Origin of the sequence: Fusobacterium sp. (genome assembly GCF_032477075.1) — a bacterium.
Taxonomy (GTDB): Bacteria; Fusobacteriota; Fusobacteriia; order Fusobacteriales; family Fusobacteriaceae; genus Fusobacterium_A.
Genome location: NZ_JAWDXO010000031.1, coordinates 1 through 18,537 on the forward strand (window position 1 = coordinate 1; position 18,537 = coordinate 18,537).

Consider the following 18,537-nt stretch of genomic DNA (forward strand, 5'->3'; position numbering starts at 1 on the left):
GAGAGATGGATTTAAAATGAGAAGAACAGCAATAGAGTATGGAGTGGATGTTCTGACAGCTTTAGATACAATCAGTGCTATACTTAGAATGCAGGATAGGCATGTAGATGAAGCAAAATTAGATGTATTTGATGTAAGTAAAATTTAATTAAAATTAATTAAGGCTGTAGATAATTAGCTTTTTTATCTACAGCCTTTTATTTTTTATTTTTTTCTAAGAGCAATTGCTCTTTTTTTATAATTATCTATAAATTCAGCTATGAAAGCACTCATTATTCCTAATACTATTCCCATTAAAATTCCAACTGCTAAAATCATCTTAGCTTTACTTTTAGTTTCTATTTCATAGATAGAAGAATCTAGAGAGATTATATTTTTTATTTCATCATCTCTTTTTAATCCATTTAAACCAATAAGCATTTCAGAACTTTGATTATATAGATTAGTTACCTTTTCTCTTTCTACAGATAAAACAGGATTAGTATATTCAATAAATTCTTTAATATTAGTATCCTTATTTAAATTATTTTTTTCTTTCTCAAGTATTTCTTTTATACTATTTTCAATTTTATTTAGTTTTTCTCTTGAAATTCTATTTTCAGATTCAACAAAAGTATATCTATCCTCTATTTCATCATCAACTTGGATATTGATAAGGGATTCTATAATAGCAATATATTTATTTAATATATCTTTTTGAAGTTTTTGATTTTTTTTCATAGTAACTGATACAATATAGCTATTAGTCTCTTTATTAAAAGAAACTTTTAAAATATTATTTAAAAATTTAGATTTTGAATAATCATTTCTATTTCCTTCTTTCACTTTCTCTAAATAAAGTTCATTTAAGTTTTCTAGTTTGAAAAATTCATCAACATATTTATTAGTAATCAAAATATTATCTACATTTATTTTTGTGAAATTTAAGCCAGATTTTGCAAAGAAATAATTACTTTCAAGTTTAGCATAGTTAATATTAAACTTTAATGCTAAAGTATCCTGTTTAAGACTTCTGACAAAAAAAGCAGCTCCCAATCCAAATAAAGAGCAAATAATGAAGATTGCCAAAACTAATAGTTTTCTTTTAATAATGATTTCTACTAGTTCATAGATATCTATTTCATCTTCTTCATAATATTCTTTTCTTTCTAATTGATTCATAACAACTCCTATATAATTTTTATAGTTTTAATTTCTAGTAGAGAGATAAAGTTCTTATTGGTTGGAAAAGTCCATACCTACAAATAATTTTATCTTATAATATATTTTTTGTCAATTTTTATTACAGTAAAAAATAAAAAATGGAATTTTTATTTGTTTTAAAGAGAGATAATATTCCAGACTGAAAATTAAACCATTTTATTATAATCAGTTGAACATTTAATGATTTAATTGTGTTTAAAACAGAATTATTTATTGACAAAAATATATGAACAAGTTAATATATATCTATAAATCAAAATAAAAGGGGAAAACAAATGAATCAATTAGAAGAAAGAGTTTATCAAAATCAAGAAGATGAAGAAATTGATTTGATGGAATTAGTTAAAATTTTATTGAACCATAAACTAATGCTGATAGTTGTAACAATATCAATTATTTTTATTTCAGGAATAGCTGGATATATCCTTAATAAAAAAAATATGATAACAAGCGTAGTAATAGAACTTAATTATCCTGAACTTGAAATAGGATTAAATCCTGATAAAACTCCTTTTTTAAAAGACAATCTTGTAAGTATAAATACTTTAAATACTGTATTTGCAGAATTTAAAAAGGATAAAATAAAAGTTAAAGAATTTGCAGATTTCAGGAACTCATTAAGCATTGAAGGAGTAATACCAGATAATGTTTCACAAAAAATAGAGACTGCTTTAAAAAAGGGAGAGACATTAAGTTATTATCCTACACAATATAAAGTAAAATTGAAAGAGATGAATAAAAATGTATTAGAGAGACTTTCAATTGAAGCAGTAGAGGAATTTGAAGAAAAATATAAACCTAAAAGTGAAATTTTACTTATGGGGAGAGTAAATAACATTTATGATTATGATGATTATATTTTACTGTTTAATGAAAAGATTAGATCCTTAAAACTTAATTTTTCATTAGATTATAAAATAAATTATTATTCAAAAATTTTGGGATATTCATTTAATGAATTGAATAACAGAATTGATAATATTCAGAATATTGAGTTGAAAAAATTAGAATCTTTTTTAGATATAAAAGGATTATCAAATTCTAAAAATACAAGAGAAATAAAACTTAGAGCTGATATAAAATTTCTTAATTTAAGAAAAGAAAAATTAATTGGAGAATCAAAAGTAATAAAAAATATATTAGATGAGTATAAACCAACAAATAGACAAATTGTAGTTCCTTCTATGGGAGAACTAGGAATTAAATTAGAAACTGAAAATGAATATTATTCAAAATTGATTGAAAAGTATCTTCTTGTCAATACTTCTATAGAAAATATAGGATATGAGATAAAATTTAAAGAAGAAGAAATATCAAAAATTGTGTATCCTACAGAAGAGGAAAATAAAATGATAAATGAAAGTATAAATCTATTAGCAACAAGATTAAATGAAGTAATAGAAGATGCAAATATCATAAATAAAGAATTTTATGAAGTAAAATATGGAAATATGATAAAAATATTGACACCAGTAGAAATAAGCAATTCTGGAAAGCCAATGATTTTATTTTTAGGTGTAGGAGCAGTATTAGGTTTATTTGCAAGTATATTTTTAATATTTATTTGTGAATTTATTAAAAATTATAAGACAAGATTCTCTTTTAAAAATTAGAATTTTTGAGAAGCTGAGTTATTCAGCTTCTTTCATTATATTACAATGTAGATATGATAATTTTTATAATAAAAAAATAACTGCAGATAATAAATATCTGCAGTTAAATAACAAAAAGTTTTGATTAGAAATTGTTTAAAAACTATATTTCAAGCCTATAGTGACTTTTGTATCTCTATATCCACTTCCTCCCCATTGATGAGAAACATTTCCCCAAACATTAAAATTAGGATTCAGTTTTATTTCTGATCCAATTTTTACTTCTCCAATATTCTTTGTTCCTTTTATCTTATTATTTATGCCATCCATTGATACTTTGATATCTTTGCTGTTGTGAATCCAGTTTGCTTCAACAAAAGGTTGAATCTCCTTGCTGTTGTTTTTGTCAGCAGGATTAAAATGATTTGCATATACTCTTGCTCCTATACGAGTTTGAATATTTCCATCTCCTTTAGTTTCAACTTTAGTTCCATTGGCTTCAGTATGATTATCAGTATCAACACCCATGTATATAATCTGTGCTTTTGGCTGAATATAATATGTTTTTCTATGAGAGTCATCATTTTCTATTTTAAAGCTATAACCACTTTCAAGCGAAGCTGTAATTCCTTTTGATTTATATTTTTCTCTTTCTAATTCTTGACCACGAACTTCATTATCAAACCAACTGTATGTCAGCCATGTATCTGTATAGAATCCAGATTTGTCATTTTCATTAGCATAGTATGTTCCATATATTCCAAGATTAAAACCTTCTATTTCTCCCTTTGAAGTATAAGAAGTCTTGTTTGATTCAGTTTTACTGTGATTGAAACCATATCCTGCCATAAGACCTAAATGGTAACGATTATTTCCATTGCTGCTCCAATCAGCAATGTCCCCTCCTAGCTGAATTATATTCTTTTTATTCCTAGTCTTTAGTTGGTTTGAACCGTCTCTGAATGTACTGTATCCACCAACATTTCTTACCCATATGCTTGATACTCCATCTTCATTAGTCAAAGCATCTGTATATTGTGTTTCTCCTAAACGATCATGAAGTGTATGAATAAATAAAGATTTTACAGCTCCAGCATTTGCCAAATAACTTCCAGATTCTGGACGATAAACAGGATCAACTGCAGGTGGAACTATTAATGGAGGAGCAGTGATTTCAGGCTCTGATGGATTTCCAGGGTCTACAGGTGGAATTACTATAGGTGGAGTTACTGGTGGTACAATAACTGGAGGAATGACAGTAGGTGGCATGATAGAAGGAATCGTACTTGTCAGATACCAATTATTACTGTCTGTAATAATTCCATCACCACGATTCAGAAAATATTCATAAGTTCCTGCTACTATTCTTCCATCTTTTATAAATTCTCCATTAGAATCCCCAAGAACAGAAATAAGTTCAATTCCATTTTCTGTATGAGCTCCTCTTCCTCCCATATTATTAATTCTTACTTTAGTTGTTCCAGAAGTATCTCCTTCAACTATCATTTTATCAGTAATAGAATTATCATCTTCAAGTTGGGTATTAAAAACTATTGTACTGTTATCTCCATGATAACCTTCAGATATTGTAAGAGTTCTGGCAGTAAAGTTGCTGTAGTCTGGAACAGCATTAAGATAAATAGTTGTTCCATTTAATATGTTTAGATTAGTTACTGTTGAATCATCTGTAATTTTCCATTGACTTCCAGCCATTGTAATATCAGTAGTGCTTCCATTCCCTATATATGAAGCTCCTTCCCAAAGAGAGCCATTATTCATTGAAATTTGTATTTGAGAACTGTTGTTAGCATACATACTTCCCTTTAAATCCATGAGAGAGTTTACAGCATTTATTTTTCCACCATTTGTTGCATAAAAAGCAGCTTGTATACCACCAGAATTAGTTTGAACAGCAAAATCTCCTGTTATATTTATAATCCCTTTGCTGGCATAGACTCCTATTTCATTTCCATTAGTATAGTTATTCCCAAATGTTATTTTTCCACCACTATTTAGATTAAGGATACCATTGGGATTGGATACAGCAAGTCCATAAGCACTAGAGGTATTATTGCTAATAGAATTATTTGTTACAGTAACAAAACCATTAAAAGTTGTAGTAGATAAAGTATTAGTTGTATTGGAAATTACTCCAGTTGCTCCATTTGAATTAAGATATATATTTACATTCTGATTGAAATCTGTATTTCCAAGACTGTAAATTCCTATTTTTCCACTGTAAATACTTACACTGCCATAATTACTATTATTTTTACTAAAACTGTTAGTAGTTCCTTCACCTAAATATAAACCATAACCTTTTTCAAAATTAGCATTAATTATAGTATCTCCCTTAACGTGAAGTTCAGAATTTGTCTTAATAGTTCCAACAGCATAGTAATCATTATTGTTGTTTAACATATTAGCAGTGAGGCCTCCATTAAAGAATGCTTTACCTCCATCAGTTACCAATACAGCATCTCCAGTAGTTGGTCCCAATTGATTTACAGTCACCATTCCATCAGCTGTGAGTTTTCCTCCAGCTTCTATACTTAATACTCCAGTATTAGGTTTTCCAGACATATTTGATTCAAATATTACTTCATTAATATTTTGAATATGAACATCTCCACCATATTCCCAATTTCCTGAATTAATCCAAGTATGCCCTTTAGGTATAGTGAAATCTCCATCTGTCCAAATTGTTTGAGAAAAAGCACTATTTCCTATATATAAAAGAGCTGCGATTAATTGTCCCCAAAATATTCTTTTTTTCATTTAATTCCTCCATTAAATATCAATTAAAAAATAAAGTTTTTTATTAAAGTATCCATGAAAAATCATATATACTTTATACTGAAATTAATTCTGCTTTACTAAATAAATCACATTAATTTACTGTAATTTGCTATATTCATAGCAGTTTTTTATTAAAAATATATTTATTATTAATCAAGTATACATTTTATTGTTATGATTTTGCTAAGTTGATTCAAATATTGTAATTCTTTCTAGAAATTCAACAGATGTATTGTTTTGAATTTTCTCATTTTTTTAAAAATGTATTTTATAAAAAATTTAAATTTTCATAATTAAAATGTGACATCTGTTTTTTATTAAAATAATCTTTAAATAAAAGTTTTAAAAAATAAAAAAACGGCACTTATTAAATTTAATATATATGTATGTAAAAAAGATGGCGTAAATGTGTTGGGAAAATAAAGCGATGATAAAAACCTATAAAATGTAAAACTATTAGTGACAAAAGTTTTTTGATAAATATTTTTTATATTTTGAAGTTTCTTATAAAATATTAAATTCAAAAATATAAAAGATAAATTTAATGTTAATATATTTTTTTAAGTATAAAAAGGTTGAAAGGTTTTTGAGAAAGCTACTTCTTAAAATAGGTACAATATGATATAATTAATAATACTATAATTGATTTGAGGAGAATTAACATGGGTAGGGAAAGAGAAGCAGTTAAATATCGTAGGTATGGACTAATTCTTTATTATATACTGAGAATAGTAGGAAAAACCTTAAATATAAAAATAATAAAAAATGATAATCTTAAGGAAAATGAAGAAAGCTATGTTTTTGCATTCTGGCATAATAAACTTGTAGCTCCAACTCTTTGTCTTGACTATATAGAGAAAAGAGCAGTACTTGCAAGCCCATCAAAAGATGGGGAGCTTATATCTGTTCCTTTGGAAAAAATGGGATTTCATATGGTAAGGGGTTCTTCAGACAAAAACTCAACATCCAGTCTGATATCTCTTATTAAATTAATGAAAAGAGGATATAGTATAGGAACTCCAGTAGATGGTCCTAAAGGACCTATGTATGAGGTTAAACCAGGAATGATTTATTTAGCTCAAAAGGGAAAAATGCGGATGGTTCCCCTAGGAGGGGCCTATAAGAGAAAATGGACATTTAATAAAGCATGGGATAAATTTCAATTTCCAAAACCTTTTACAACATTGGTATTTTTGATGGGAGCTCCAATAGAAATACCTAAAGATGCAAATATAGAAGAATATTGTGAAATTTTAAAAAATAAATTAAATGAATTAGATAAAGAGGCTGAAAAATATTTTTAGTAAAAATATCTAATTATAAAGAGGAGAGATAAATGAATAAGAACTTTTATGTAACAACACCTATTTATTATGTAAATGGAGATCCACATGTTGGAAGTGCTTATACAACTATAGCAGCAGATGTTATAGCTAGATATAAAAAAACTATGGGATATGATGTTTTCTTTTTGACTGGAACTGATGAACATGGGCAAAAAATAGAAGAGGCAGCTAAGCAAAAAGGATACACACCTCAAGAGTGGACAGATATAATGGCACCAAAATTTGTGGAAATGTGGAAAACTTTAAATATAGAATATACAGATTTTATAAGAACTACAGAACCAAGACATAAAGAAGCTGTAAAAAAAATACTGAAAAAAGTTTATGATAATGGAGATATATACAAAGGAGAATATTCAGGAAAGTATTGTGTATCTTGTGAAACATTTGTTCCTGAAAATCAAATAGTAAATGGAAATCATTGTCCTGACTGTGGAAAAGAATTAAGAGTAGTGAAAGAAGAATCATATTTCTTTAAAATGTCAAAATACCAAGATGCTCTTTTAGCTCATATAGATTCTCATCCAGATTTTATTCTTCCTCGTTCAAGAAAGAATGAAGTTGTCTCTTTTATTAAACAGGGATTACAAGACTTGTCTATATCTAGAAATACTTTTGAATGGGGTGTTCCAATAGAGTTTGCTCCAGGTCATATAACTTATGTGTGGTTTGATGCTCTTACTAACTATCTTACAGCAGTAGGATATGAAAATAACCCTGAATTATTTGATAAATTCTGGACTAATGGTGAAGTTATGCATCTGTTAGGAAAAGATATAGTGAGATTCCATGCTATTATATGGCCTTGTATGCTTCTTTCAGCAGGAGTAAAACTTCCAGACAATGTTGTTGCTCATGGTTGGTGGACTTCTGAAGGTGATAAAATGTCTAAATCTAGAGGGAATGTAGTAGATCCAGTAGCAGAAAGTAAAAAATATGGAGTAGACGCTTTCAGATATTGTCTGCTTAGAGAAGTTCAATTTGGAAATGATGGAGACTACTCAACAAAATCAGTAGTTACTAGGATTAATTCTGATCTTGCAAATGATTTAGGAAATTTATTAAATAGAACATTAGGAATGTATAAAAAATACTTTAATGGTGTAATTGCTGCTGGAACAACAAGAGACACTTTTGATGATGAAATAGAAAATTTATGGAATGAGACTTTAAATGAAGTTACTGAACAAATGAACATAGTTCAATTTTCAAAATCTCTTGAAGCTATATGGAGATTTATATCAAGACTTAATAAATATATTGATGAAACTGCACCTTGGGCACTTGCAAAAGATGAAGATAAAAAAGATAGACTTGCAGTTGTAATGAATCACTTAGTAAATGGATTGTATAAAATTGCTGTAATGATTTATCCATATATGCCTACTGCAGCTCAAAAAATATGGAATCAACTAGGGGTAGAAAAACTTGTAAAAGATGCTAAAGTGGCAGATATTACTGGATGGAATCTTCTTTCAGTTGGACATGTTTTAGGAAATGCTGAACCAATATTCCCAAGACTTGATTTAGAAGTTTTTGAAACTAAAAAAGATTTAATGGCAGTAAATCCAGAATTAGTAATAGAAAATGCTGTAGATATTTCTGAATTTGATAAATTAAAAATACAGGTAGTAGAAATATTAGAAGCTGGAAAAATAAATGGTGCTGATAAATTACTTAAATTTAAAGTAAGTCTTGGAGATCATGCTAGACAGATAGTTTCTGGTATTGCAAAATCATATCCAGAACCTGAAAAATTGGCAGGAAAAAAAGTTCTTGCTATAACTAATTTAAAAACTGTTAAACTTAGAGGAGAAGTATCTCAGGGAATGCTTTTGAGTACTGAAGATAAAGTAAATGGACTTAAATTAGTAGAAGTGGATAAAAGTGTAGTAGTAGGATCAAGAGCAAAGTAAAGAATATACAGGAGGAAAATATAGAATGAAAAAAGTCACAAAGGCAGTAATTCCAGCAGCAGGATTAGGAACAAGAGTATTACCTGCTACTAAAGCACAGCCTAAAGAGATGCTTGTAATAGTTGACAAACCTTCTTTACAGTATATTGTAGAAGAGCTTGTAGAATCTGGAATCACAGATATAGTAATTGTTACAGGGAGAAATAAAAATTCTATAGAAGATCACTTTGACTATTCATATGAACTTGAAAATACATTGCAAAAAGATGGAAAAGATGAACTTTTAGAAAAAATAGAAAATCTATCAACTATGGCAAATATTTTTTATGTAAGACAAAATCTTCCTAAAGGATTGGGACATGCTATATTAAAAGCAAAGCCTTTTATGGGAGATGATCCTTTTATTATAGCTCTTGGAGATGATATAGTATATAATCCAGAAAAACCAGTAGCTAAACAGTTGATAGATGTATATGAAAAATATGGCTCAAGTATAGTAGGATGTCAGGAAGTAGAAGAAAAAGATATTTCTAAATATGGAATAGTTAAACCTATTGAAAGACTTGATAATAATACTTGTGTGATAGAAGATTTTATAGAAAAACCATCTCTTGAAGAAGCTCCTTCTAAATTTGCCTGTCTGGGAAGATATCTTCTTACTGGAAAGATATTTAAATATCTTGAAGAAGTTAAACCAGGAAAAGGTGGAGAAATACAGCTTACAGATGCTATATTAGATATGCTTAAAGATGGAGAAAGAGTTCTTTCATACAACTTTGAAGGAAAAAGATATGATATTGGTAATAAAGTTGGGCTCCTAAAAGCTAATATAGAATTTGGACTTAAAAATGAAGAAACAAGAGAAGAGTTATTAAAATATCTGAAAACAGAGCTTAAATTAGATTAATAATCAAGATGATGAGTATGATTTTATAAATCACCTCATCATTCTTTTTATACATAGGGGGGAGTATGGGAGCAAAATTAAGAAATATAAGTGCAATGCTGATATTTGGAACAATAGGAATATTTGTAAAAAATATAGAATTAGCTTCCAGTGAAATAGCTTTGTTAAGAGGAATAATAGGTGGTATTGTTCTCATTAGTGTCTCTATTTTGGTAAAGAATAAAATATCTTTTAAGGATGTTAAATCTAATCTTCTTCTTCTTTTATTATCAGGGGGAGCAATAGGTTTAAATTGGATATTTTTATTTCAAGCATATAGATATACAACAATTTCCAATGCTACTTTGAGTTATTACTTTGCTCCAGTTTTTGTAACATTACTTTCACCAGTTATATTAAAAGAAAAACTTACTTTAAAAAAAATGCTTTGTGTTGCCTGTGCAATGCTGGGAATGATATGTATAGTAGGGAATAGTAGTGGAGTAACAGAAGGAAGAAACGATTTTCTTGGAATAGCTTATGGACTTAGTGCAGCAGCTTTTTATGCCAGTGTCATCCTTATGAATAAATTTTTAAAAAATTTAAAAAGTCTTGAAACAACCTATATACAATTAATTTTAGCAGCAACAGTACTCATGCCTTATGTATTTATAGTGGAAGGATTTAATGTTTTAAATATATCTGCTTCTTCAATACCATATATATTGATATTGGGAATAGTTCATACTGGATTTGCCTATCTGCTGTATTTTTCATCTTTGAAGGAATTGAAAGGTCAGACTATAGCAGTTATGAGTTATATAGATCCTATATCTGCTGTAATAATTTCAGCTATATTTTTGAGAGAAAGAATGGGAGTATTGCAGATAGCAGGAGGAATTCTAATTTTAGGTTCTACTTTGATAAGTGAACTTACAAAAAGCAAAGAGAAATAAATGAGAATTTTATTTATAGGAAATAGTCATATAAAGTGATAGAGGAGTTAAAAAATAATAAATAAAAAAGAAACCAAGTAAAAAGAAATATAAAATTTTCTAATATGGAATAATTTTATATTTCTTTTTACTTGGTTTCTTTTTTGCAATATAAATAACTTTATTTTTTAATCAATCTTTTTTATTTTATTACAAATGATTTATTGTCTATTCCTCTCATTGTAGCAAGTATTCCATCAAGATGATCATATTCATGCTGCAGAAGTTCAGCAAGATCTCCTTCTAAAGACATTACCTGTTCTTTCCAATCTATATCTAAATATTTTATTCTGCATCTTTTATAACGTTTTACTTTAACCAACAAATTTGGAAAAGACATACAGTCATCTAATACTTCCATCATTTCGTTATCTGGAAATTCAAGAGTGGGATTTATAAAAATTACAGGTTTATCAATGAACATATAAAGAAGTCTTTTTTTCACTCCTATCTGGGGTGCAGCAATAGCACGTCCAGCATGATATTTTTCTCTGAAATCCATCAGTGTATCATGAAGGTCTTGAATTACAGATTTGATATTTTCAATTTCATCTGGTTTCACAGGTTCACTTATCTGATATAATTCATCATTTCCAAGAAGCAGGATATCTCTCTTCATAATAATCTCCTTATTTATTATTAGACAAGTAGTTCAAAGCAAATTGGGCATATAATGCAGTACCAACTTCAAGCATATCTTCATCTATGTCAAATTTTTCATGATGATGAGGGAAGTCAGTTCCTTTTTCTTTGCTTCCAGTTCCAAGTTTTACCATAACTCCAGGAACTATATTAGAGAAGAATGAGAAATCCTCTCCACCAGTAGAAGGAGGAACAGTAACGACATTTTCTTTTCCCACAAGGGAAGCAGCAGTTTCCCTCGCTAAAGCAGCACAATTATCATCATTGATAGTTGGACCTACTCCCTCTATAAATTCTATTTCAGCAGTAGCTCTGTAAGCTTCTGCAGTAGATTTAGCTATTCTTGTTATAGAAGTAAAGAAATTTTTTCTGACTTCTGGGCTGTAACATCTAGTAGTACCACTCAATACAGCAGTAGGAGCAATTACATTGAATCTTGTTCCAGATTTAATTTCTCCAACAGTAAGTACAGCAGGATCAAAAGGAGAGTATTCTCTGCTGATTACAGATTGAAGGTTCATAACAATGGCAGAACCTACTACAACAGCATCTATACATTGTTCAGGTCTTGCTCCATGTCCCCCCTTACCTGTTACAGTTATTTTAAACATATCACCTGATGCCATTCTTGCACCACTGTCAGCAGATATCTGCCCAGAAGGAACATCTGACGAAACATGGATACCCATAATAGCATCTACACCTTCCATAACTCCAGCAGCTATCATTTTTTTTGCTCCAAGTACAACTTCTTCTCCTGGCTGGAAGAAAAGTTTAACAGTACCATTTATTTCATCTTTCATTCTATTTAAAACTTTGGCAGCTCCAAGAAGCATAGCCCCATGAGAATCATGGCCACATGCATGCATCAATCCATGGACTTTAGAAGCATATTCTTTTCCAGTCTGCTCAATAACAGCAAGAGCATCAATATCTCCTCTCAATGCAACAGTTTTTCCAGAATTAGTACCATGTATTGTAGCAACTACTCCTGTATCAGCTACAATTTCACATTCTATTCCATCTTTTTCCAGTTCATTTTTTATTCTTTTAGAAGTTTCATATTCCTGAAGACTTGGTTCTGGATTCATATGGAATTCTCTTCTCATATTTATTACATAATCTTTGTATTCTTTAGCTAATTCTTGTGATTTCATTTTGTTTCCCCCTTATATATTCAGATCTTAGATCTATTTTAACTTATATTTTTATTTATTAATACATAATTATTTATTTTCTTTTATTATGTAAGTATTAGAGATATCTATATATCCAGTTTTTTTCATGATAAGACCTTTTACATTTTTATTCATTCCTAAGTTAAGTTTAGGAAATACTAAAGTATAATGAGGAAGATCTCTTTGAAGAATATCTTGTACCTGTCTGTATAAAAGATTTCTTTCATCTTCATTTACAGAATTTCTAGCTTTGTCTAAAAGCTCATCAGCTTCCTTAGATACATAGTTACTTCTGTTAGCTGAACCATTTCTTTGTGAAGAGTGAAACATTGGGTATAAAGCAGCATCAGCATCTCCAGAAGACACATTCCAAGAGAAAAGGTAAAGCTGTTTGTTGTGATCTAATGTTTTTGAAAGGTAAGTTCCCCATTCAAATACTTCTATTTCAACATTTATTCCAACAGCCTTTAATTGATCTTGAATGATAACACACATATCAACTCTTGTAGATTCATCATTTACCCATAGCTTTATATTGAACCCATCTGGGTATCCCGCTTCTTTTAGAAGTTCTTTGGCTTTTTCTATATTCACTTCATAAATATTTGAATCAGGATTGTATCCAGCAACAACAGTAGGAAGTGTTGAATTAGCTGGAACAGCAGCTCCTCTGAATACAGCATCAGCAAGGACTCTGTTATTTACAGCATATGCGATAGCTTGTCTTACTCTTATATCAGCAAACAGTGGGTTTGTCTGATCAAATGCAAGGTATAAGCTTGAAGGTGCTTCTACTTCTACTAATTCAAGCTTTTTATGATTCATAACAGCTTCTCTGTCCATGATGCCAATATCAAAAGCTACATCTATTTCACCAGTTTCAAGAGATATCATTCTGTTGCTTACTTCAGGAATATTTCTAAAAATTATATTTTTTATTTTTGATTCACCCTTCCAGTTTTCAGGAAATGATTCAAGAACTATTCTATCTCCAGTTATCCATTCTTTAAATTTATGCTGTCCAGTTCCAACTGGATTTTTAAAAACATCTTCTCCAGCCTCTACAGCAGCTCTTTTATTAATAATAGAACCATTTGTAGTAGCTAAATGTTTTAATAAAGGGCCAAAAGGTTCCTTTGTAGTAATCTTTATAGTATTTTCATCAAGAATAGAAACTTCTTTTATGGGGTTAAAAAGATATGAAGCTTGTGGAGAAGCTATTGCTCTGTCTAGAGAATATTTTACATCTTCAGAAGTAAGGATATCTCCATTATGAAATTTTACTCCTTTTCTCAAATGAAATATCATACTATAATCATCAATTCTTTCCCAATTTTCAGCAAGTCCAGGCTGAATACTAAGGTTTTCATCCATAATAGTAAGAGTATCAAACATCATCTGCATAACTTTATTTGAAACAGTATCAATGCTTTTTTGCGGGTCAAGAGTTTTAGCATCTGATTTTTGAGCTATAACAAGAGTTTCTTTTAAAGCAGTATCATCAGCAGCTTTCTTTTCAGAAGTCACAGTTTTTCCAAATCCAACTAATACCAGTATCGTAAGTATTAATCCTAAAGTTTTTAAAATTTTCTTGTTCATTTTTTTCCCCCTTAAATTTTGTAATAAACTTAAAATTTGTATAAAAAAAAGCAGCCCAGTCAGGCTGCTCTAAATATACTTTCATTTATCCTAAAATAATCATTTACCCAATCATAACTAATAAGGTTTTCCTATTAATTATGACTGATATCAATAGGAACACAAAAGTTATTAAAACTATGGAAACTAAACCTAACATCAGAGATAATTGTATATATATTTCTTTTAAAGTAAAAGTAAAAAAAGTAGTAAAAGTAATAAAAATATACAAATGCTCTAAATTCTAAGTTAGTTCTTAACATACCCTGTGTCCTCCTTTTCAAAATGATTACTTCTTGTAGAGGATTGTAATACTAAAAAAACGAAAAGTCAAGAAAAATTTTAAAATATTTTTTAACCTTTATTTTTTTCTAAGAAATCAAGAGCATATTGAGCATAAAATGCTACTCCATCTACAAATACATCTTCATCCACATCAAATTTTCCATGATGGTGTGGATATATAATACCTTTTTCTTCATTTCTGGCACCTAAGTTACACATAACTCCTGGAACAATAGAAGAAAATTCAGAAAAATCTTCTCCACCAGTAGCAGGAGGAGTTTCTACTACATTTTCTTGTCCAACTATTTTTCCAGCAGATTCACGAGCTATAGAAGTACAGATATCATCATTGATAGTTATTTTTACCAGATTGGAATATTCCATTTCAGCAGTTGCTCTATATGCTTCAGCTGTAGCTTTAGCTATTCTTTCAATAGCAGCTGGAACTTTTTCTTTAAATTCAGGATTGTAATATCTTACAGTTCCTTCAATAACAGCCCTAGGAGCTATTACGTTGAATCTAGTTCCAGAATGGATGGAACCTATTGTTACAACTAGAGGATCAAAAGGACTGAATTCTCTGCTTACAAGGGATTGAATATTCATAACAACAGCAGAACCAACAACAACAGCATCTATTGTTTTTTCAGGTTCAGCACCATGACCTCCCTTTCCTGTAACAGTTATTTTAAAATAATCAGCAGAAGCTGTTTTAGCACCAGGATCAGCATTTATAGTTCCAGCAGGAAGTCCGCTGGAAATATGCATTCCCATAACACTATCTACCCCTTCAAGAGCTCCTTCAGCTACCATAGCAGCAGCTCCCTTACCAACTTCTTCACCAGGCTGGAAGAAAAATTTAACAGTTCCATTTATCTGATCTTTCATTTCATTGAGAACCATAGCAGAACCAAGAAGCATGGCTCCATGTGTATCGTGACCGCAGGCATGCATAAGCCCATGTATTTTTGAAGCATATTCCTTTCCACTTTCTTCTATTACAGCAAGAGCGTCAATATCCCCTCTTAGAGCTACAGTTTTGCCAGGATGGCTGCCTTTGATGGTTGCGATAACCCCAGTACCAGCAATACTCTTATTTTCAATACCAGCTTTATCAAGTTCCTCTCTTATTCTTCTGGAAGTATTATATTCCTCCATACTTGCTTCAGGATTCATATGAAATTCCCTTCTCATAGTTATTACATAGTCTTTATATTTTTCTGCCAATTTTTTAGTTTGCATTTTTCCTCCCAGCCAGTTTTATTTTTTATTTTTCAACATATGCCTTAGTTAAATCAACATATCCATTTTTCTTGAAAATCATATTTTTTACTTTAGTACTTTTTGCAAGATTAAGTTTAGGATAAACTAAAGTATAATGAGGAAGTTCCTCTTGAAGAATGTCCTGTACTTTTTTATAGATTTCAGTTCTTTCATCTTGGTCTACTGAAGTTCTTGCTTTATCTAAAAGAGTATCAATTTCTTTGTTGGAATAGAAACTTCTGTTACCAGATGCTCCATGCTGAGTAGAATGAAACAGAGGATAAAGAGAAGCATCTCCATCACCAGATGAATTCCATGAAAGAAAATAAAGTTCTTTATCAGGCAGAGCTGTTTTAGAAACATAAGCTCCAAATTCAAAAACTTTAATTTCAACATTAATACCAACAGCTTTTAACTGGTCTTGAATAATTACACACATATCAACTCTAGGCCCATCATCCATTACCCATAATTGAAGATCAATTCCATTAGGATATCCAGCCTCTTTTAAAAGCTCTTTGGCTTTTTCAATATTCTGATCATATTTTTTTACATTTGGGTTATAAGAAGGAGATGCTTTAGCCATAACTGAGTCAGCAGCAACAGCTGAACCTCTGAAGATTGCATCTACAAAAACATTATTATCAATAGCATAAGCAATTGCCTGTCTTAGTTTTTTGTTTTGGAACTTAGGTACAGTCTGGTCAAATCCAAGATAAAGAATAGAAGGAGACTCTACTTCAAGTAATTCCAGATTCTTGTGATTTTTAACAGCTTCTTTATCCATAAGTCCAATATCAAAAGAGATATCAGCTTCTCCAGTTTCCAAGTAAATCATTCTGTTGCTTACTTCAGGAACAGTTTTAAAAGTGATTTCTTTGATTTCAGGAGCACCATGATATGAATCATTAAACGCTTCAAAAACAATTTTGTTTCCAGGAAGCCATTCTTTGAATTTGTATTGTCCAGTTCCTACAGGATTTTTAACATAATCTTCTCCAGCAGCTTCTACAACTTTCTTGTTAACAATTCCACCTTGAATAGCAGCAAGATTTTGTAAAAGAGCTCCAAAAGGAGTTTTTGTAGTAACTTTTACAGTATAGTCATCCATAACAGTAACTTCAGAAATAGGATTATAAAGATACATAGTTTGTGGAGAAGCAACAGCTCTTTCCAATGTAAATTTAACATCTTCAGCTTTCAGTTCATCACCATTATGAAACTTAACACCTTTTCTTAAATAAAAGACAATACTATATTCATCAATTCTTTCCCATTTTTCAGCAAGGGCAGGTACTACATTAAGGTTTTCATCTAATTCTAAAAGAGAATCATACATAAGATTGATAGATTTGTTAGACATAGTATCAATACTCTTTTGAGGATCAAGAGTTTTAGGATCAGACTTCATTGCTACAACAAGAGTATCTTTCAACTGAACATTGGCAGTAGCAGCAGGTGCTGCTTTTTCTCCTTTTGATGAAGCAGAAATTTTCATGGCACTAAATAGTCCAACACAAACCAGTAATACACCCATTCCAAATTTTTTAAGCATTTTATAATTCATTTTTAATCACATCTCCTTAGTTATATCCCAGGGACCCTTAGAGGGTCTTAGGATTTTTCTTTAAATAGTCAATAGCATATTGTGCATAAAATGCAACTCCATAAACAAAAGCATCTTCATCTACATCAAATTTTCCATGATGATGAGGATAAGTTGTTCCTTTTTCTGTATTTCCAGCTCCAAGTCTAGTCATAACTCCAGGAACTATTGAAGAAAATTCAGAGAAATCTTCTCCACCTGTACCAGCAGGAGTATGTATGACATTTTCTTTTCCAACTATTTTAGCAGCTGATTCCTGAGCAAGTTCAGCACAAGCATCATCATTAATAGTAGGTTTTACAAGGCTTGAATATTCCATTTCAGCAGTTGCTCTATATGCTTCAGCTGTTGATTTAGCAATTCTTTCAATAGCATCAGCTATGATTTGTTTATATTCAGTTTTATAATATCTTACAGTTCCTTCCAATACAGCAGTAGGAGCTATAACATTGAATCTAGTTCCAGATTTTATTGATCCAGTAGTTACTACAACAGGGTCGAATGGAGAAAGTTCTCTGCTCACTATTGATTGAAGATTCATAACAGTAGCTGCCCCAACAACAACAGCATCTATACATTGTTCAGGTCTTGCACCATGCCCTCCTTTTCCTGTAATAGTTACTTTAAAAGAGTCAGCAGAAGCCATTCTAGGACCTGGATCAGCATTTATAGTTCCAGTAGGCATATCAGAAGATATATGTATTCCCATAACACCATCTACTCCTTCAAGAGCTCCTTCAGCTACCATAGCAGCAGCTCCTTTACCAACCTCTTCACCAGGCTGGAAGAAAAATTTAACAGTTCCTTCTATTTCATCTTTCATTTCATTTAAGACTTTTACAGCACCAAGAAGCATAGCTCCATGAGTGTCATGACCACAGGCATGCATCATACCATGAACTTTTGAAACATAATCATGAGTATTTTCTTCTACAACAGCAAGAGCATCAATATCTCCTCTAAGTGCTACAGTTTTTCCAGGTTTAGTACCTTTTATAGTAGCTATGACACCAGTACCAGCTATTCCTTTATATTCAACACCCATTTTTTCAAGTTCTTCTTTTATTCTTTTGCAAGTGTTGTATTCCTGCATACTTACTTCAGGGTTCATGTGGAATTCTCTTCTCATTTGTATGACATAATCGTGATTTTTTTTAGCTAAATCTATAGTTTTCATAATTTGTTCCT

General features: G+C 30.3%; 13 protein-coding genes. 5 read left to right on the forward strand and 8 right to left on the reverse strand.

The window, feature by feature from the left end:
- Positions 1–204: 204 nt before the first annotated feature.
- Positions 205–1,161 carry a hypothetical protein gene (locus tag E6771_RS11840; protein ID WP_316091527.1) on the reverse strand — a complete coding sequence of 319 codons (957 nt, stop codon included), beginning with the start codon at positions 1,159–1,161 and terminating at the stop codon, positions 205–207.
- A 317-nt stretch (positions 1,162–1,478) separates the two neighbouring features.
- Between E6771_RS11840 and E6771_RS11845 the strand changes: the two genes are divergently transcribed.
- Complete coding sequence (locus E6771_RS11845; protein WP_316091528.1) at positions 1,479–2,816, forward strand: hypothetical protein; 1,338 nt, start codon at positions 1,479–1,481, stop codon at positions 2,814–2,816.
- 135 nt (positions 2,817–2,951) lie between these two features.
- Here E6771_RS11845 and E6771_RS11850 read toward each other — a convergent pair whose 3' ends face one another.
- Positions 2,952–5,573 carry an autotransporter outer membrane beta-barrel domain-containing protein gene (locus E6771_RS11850; protein WP_316091529.1) on the reverse strand — a complete coding sequence of 874 codons (2,622 nt, stop codon included), beginning with the start codon at positions 5,571–5,573 and terminating at the stop codon, positions 2,952–2,954.
- A gap of 683 nt (positions 5,574–6,256) precedes the next feature.
- On the opposite strand from E6771_RS11850, the gene E6771_RS11855 reads away from it, so the two are divergent.
- The 4 genes from E6771_RS11855 to E6771_RS11870 all read left to right on the forward strand — a co-directional run bounded on the left by E6771_RS11855 (position 6,257) and on the right by E6771_RS11870 (position 10,698).
- Complete coding sequence (locus tag E6771_RS11855) at positions 6,257–6,898, forward strand: lysophospholipid acyltransferase family protein (RefSeq protein ID WP_316091530.1); 642 nt, start codon at positions 6,257–6,259, stop codon at positions 6,896–6,898.
- 32 nt (positions 6,899–6,930) lie between these two features.
- Positions 6,931–8,856 carry a methionine--tRNA ligase gene (metG, locus tag E6771_RS11860; RefSeq protein ID WP_316091531.1) on the forward strand — a complete coding sequence of 642 codons (1,926 nt, stop codon included), beginning with the start codon at positions 6,931–6,933 and terminating at the stop codon, positions 8,854–8,856.
- A gap of 25 nt (positions 8,857–8,881) precedes the next feature.
- Entirely contained in the window at positions 8,882–9,763 is an 882-nt protein-coding gene (gene galU, locus E6771_RS11865; RefSeq protein ID WP_316091532.1) for a UTP--glucose-1-phosphate uridylyltransferase GalU, read from the forward strand.
- Between the two features lie 65 nt (positions 9,764–9,828).
- Positions 9,829–10,698, forward strand: coding sequence for a DMT family transporter (locus E6771_RS11870; protein ID WP_316091533.1), 870 nt, complete (start codon positions 9,829–9,831; stop codon positions 10,696–10,698).
- A 181-nt stretch (positions 10,699–10,879) separates the two neighbouring features.
- Here the strand turns inward: E6771_RS11870 and E6771_RS11875 are convergent, their stop codons facing one another.
- The 6 genes from E6771_RS11875 to E6771_RS11900 form a co-directional block, all read right to left on the reverse strand.
- On the reverse strand, positions 10,880–11,356 hold the full coding sequence (locus tag E6771_RS11875; protein WP_316091534.1) for a peptide deformylase: 477 nt from the start codon (positions 11,354–11,356) through the stop codon (positions 10,880–10,882).
- 10 nt (positions 11,357–11,366) lie between these two features.
- A complete protein-coding gene (locus E6771_RS11880; protein ID WP_316091535.1) occupies positions 11,367–12,536 on the reverse strand; it encodes an amidohydrolase in 1,170 nt (389 codons plus the stop codon).
- A 69-nt stretch (positions 12,537–12,605) separates the two neighbouring features.
- Positions 12,606–14,156, reverse strand: coding sequence for an ABC transporter substrate-binding protein (locus E6771_RS11885; protein ID WP_316091536.1), 1,551 nt, complete (start codon positions 14,154–14,156; stop codon positions 12,606–12,608).
- Between the two features lie 393 nt (positions 14,157–14,549).
- Positions 14,550–15,722, reverse strand: coding sequence for an amidohydrolase (locus E6771_RS11890; RefSeq protein WP_316091537.1), 1,173 nt, complete (start codon positions 15,720–15,722; stop codon positions 14,550–14,552).
- Positions 15,723–15,747: 25 nt separating this feature from the next.
- Positions 15,748–17,310: an ABC transporter substrate-binding protein gene (locus E6771_RS11895; protein ID WP_316091539.1), complete on the reverse strand. Its 1,563-nt coding sequence runs from the start codon at positions 17,308–17,310 to the stop codon at positions 15,748–15,750.
- 37 nt (positions 17,311–17,347) lie between these two features.
- Positions 17,348–18,526 carry an amidohydrolase gene (locus E6771_RS11900; RefSeq protein WP_316091540.1) on the reverse strand — a complete coding sequence of 393 codons (1,179 nt, stop codon included), beginning with the start codon at positions 18,524–18,526 and terminating at the stop codon, positions 17,348–17,350.
- Between the last annotated feature and the right edge of the window lie 11 nt (positions 18,527–18,537).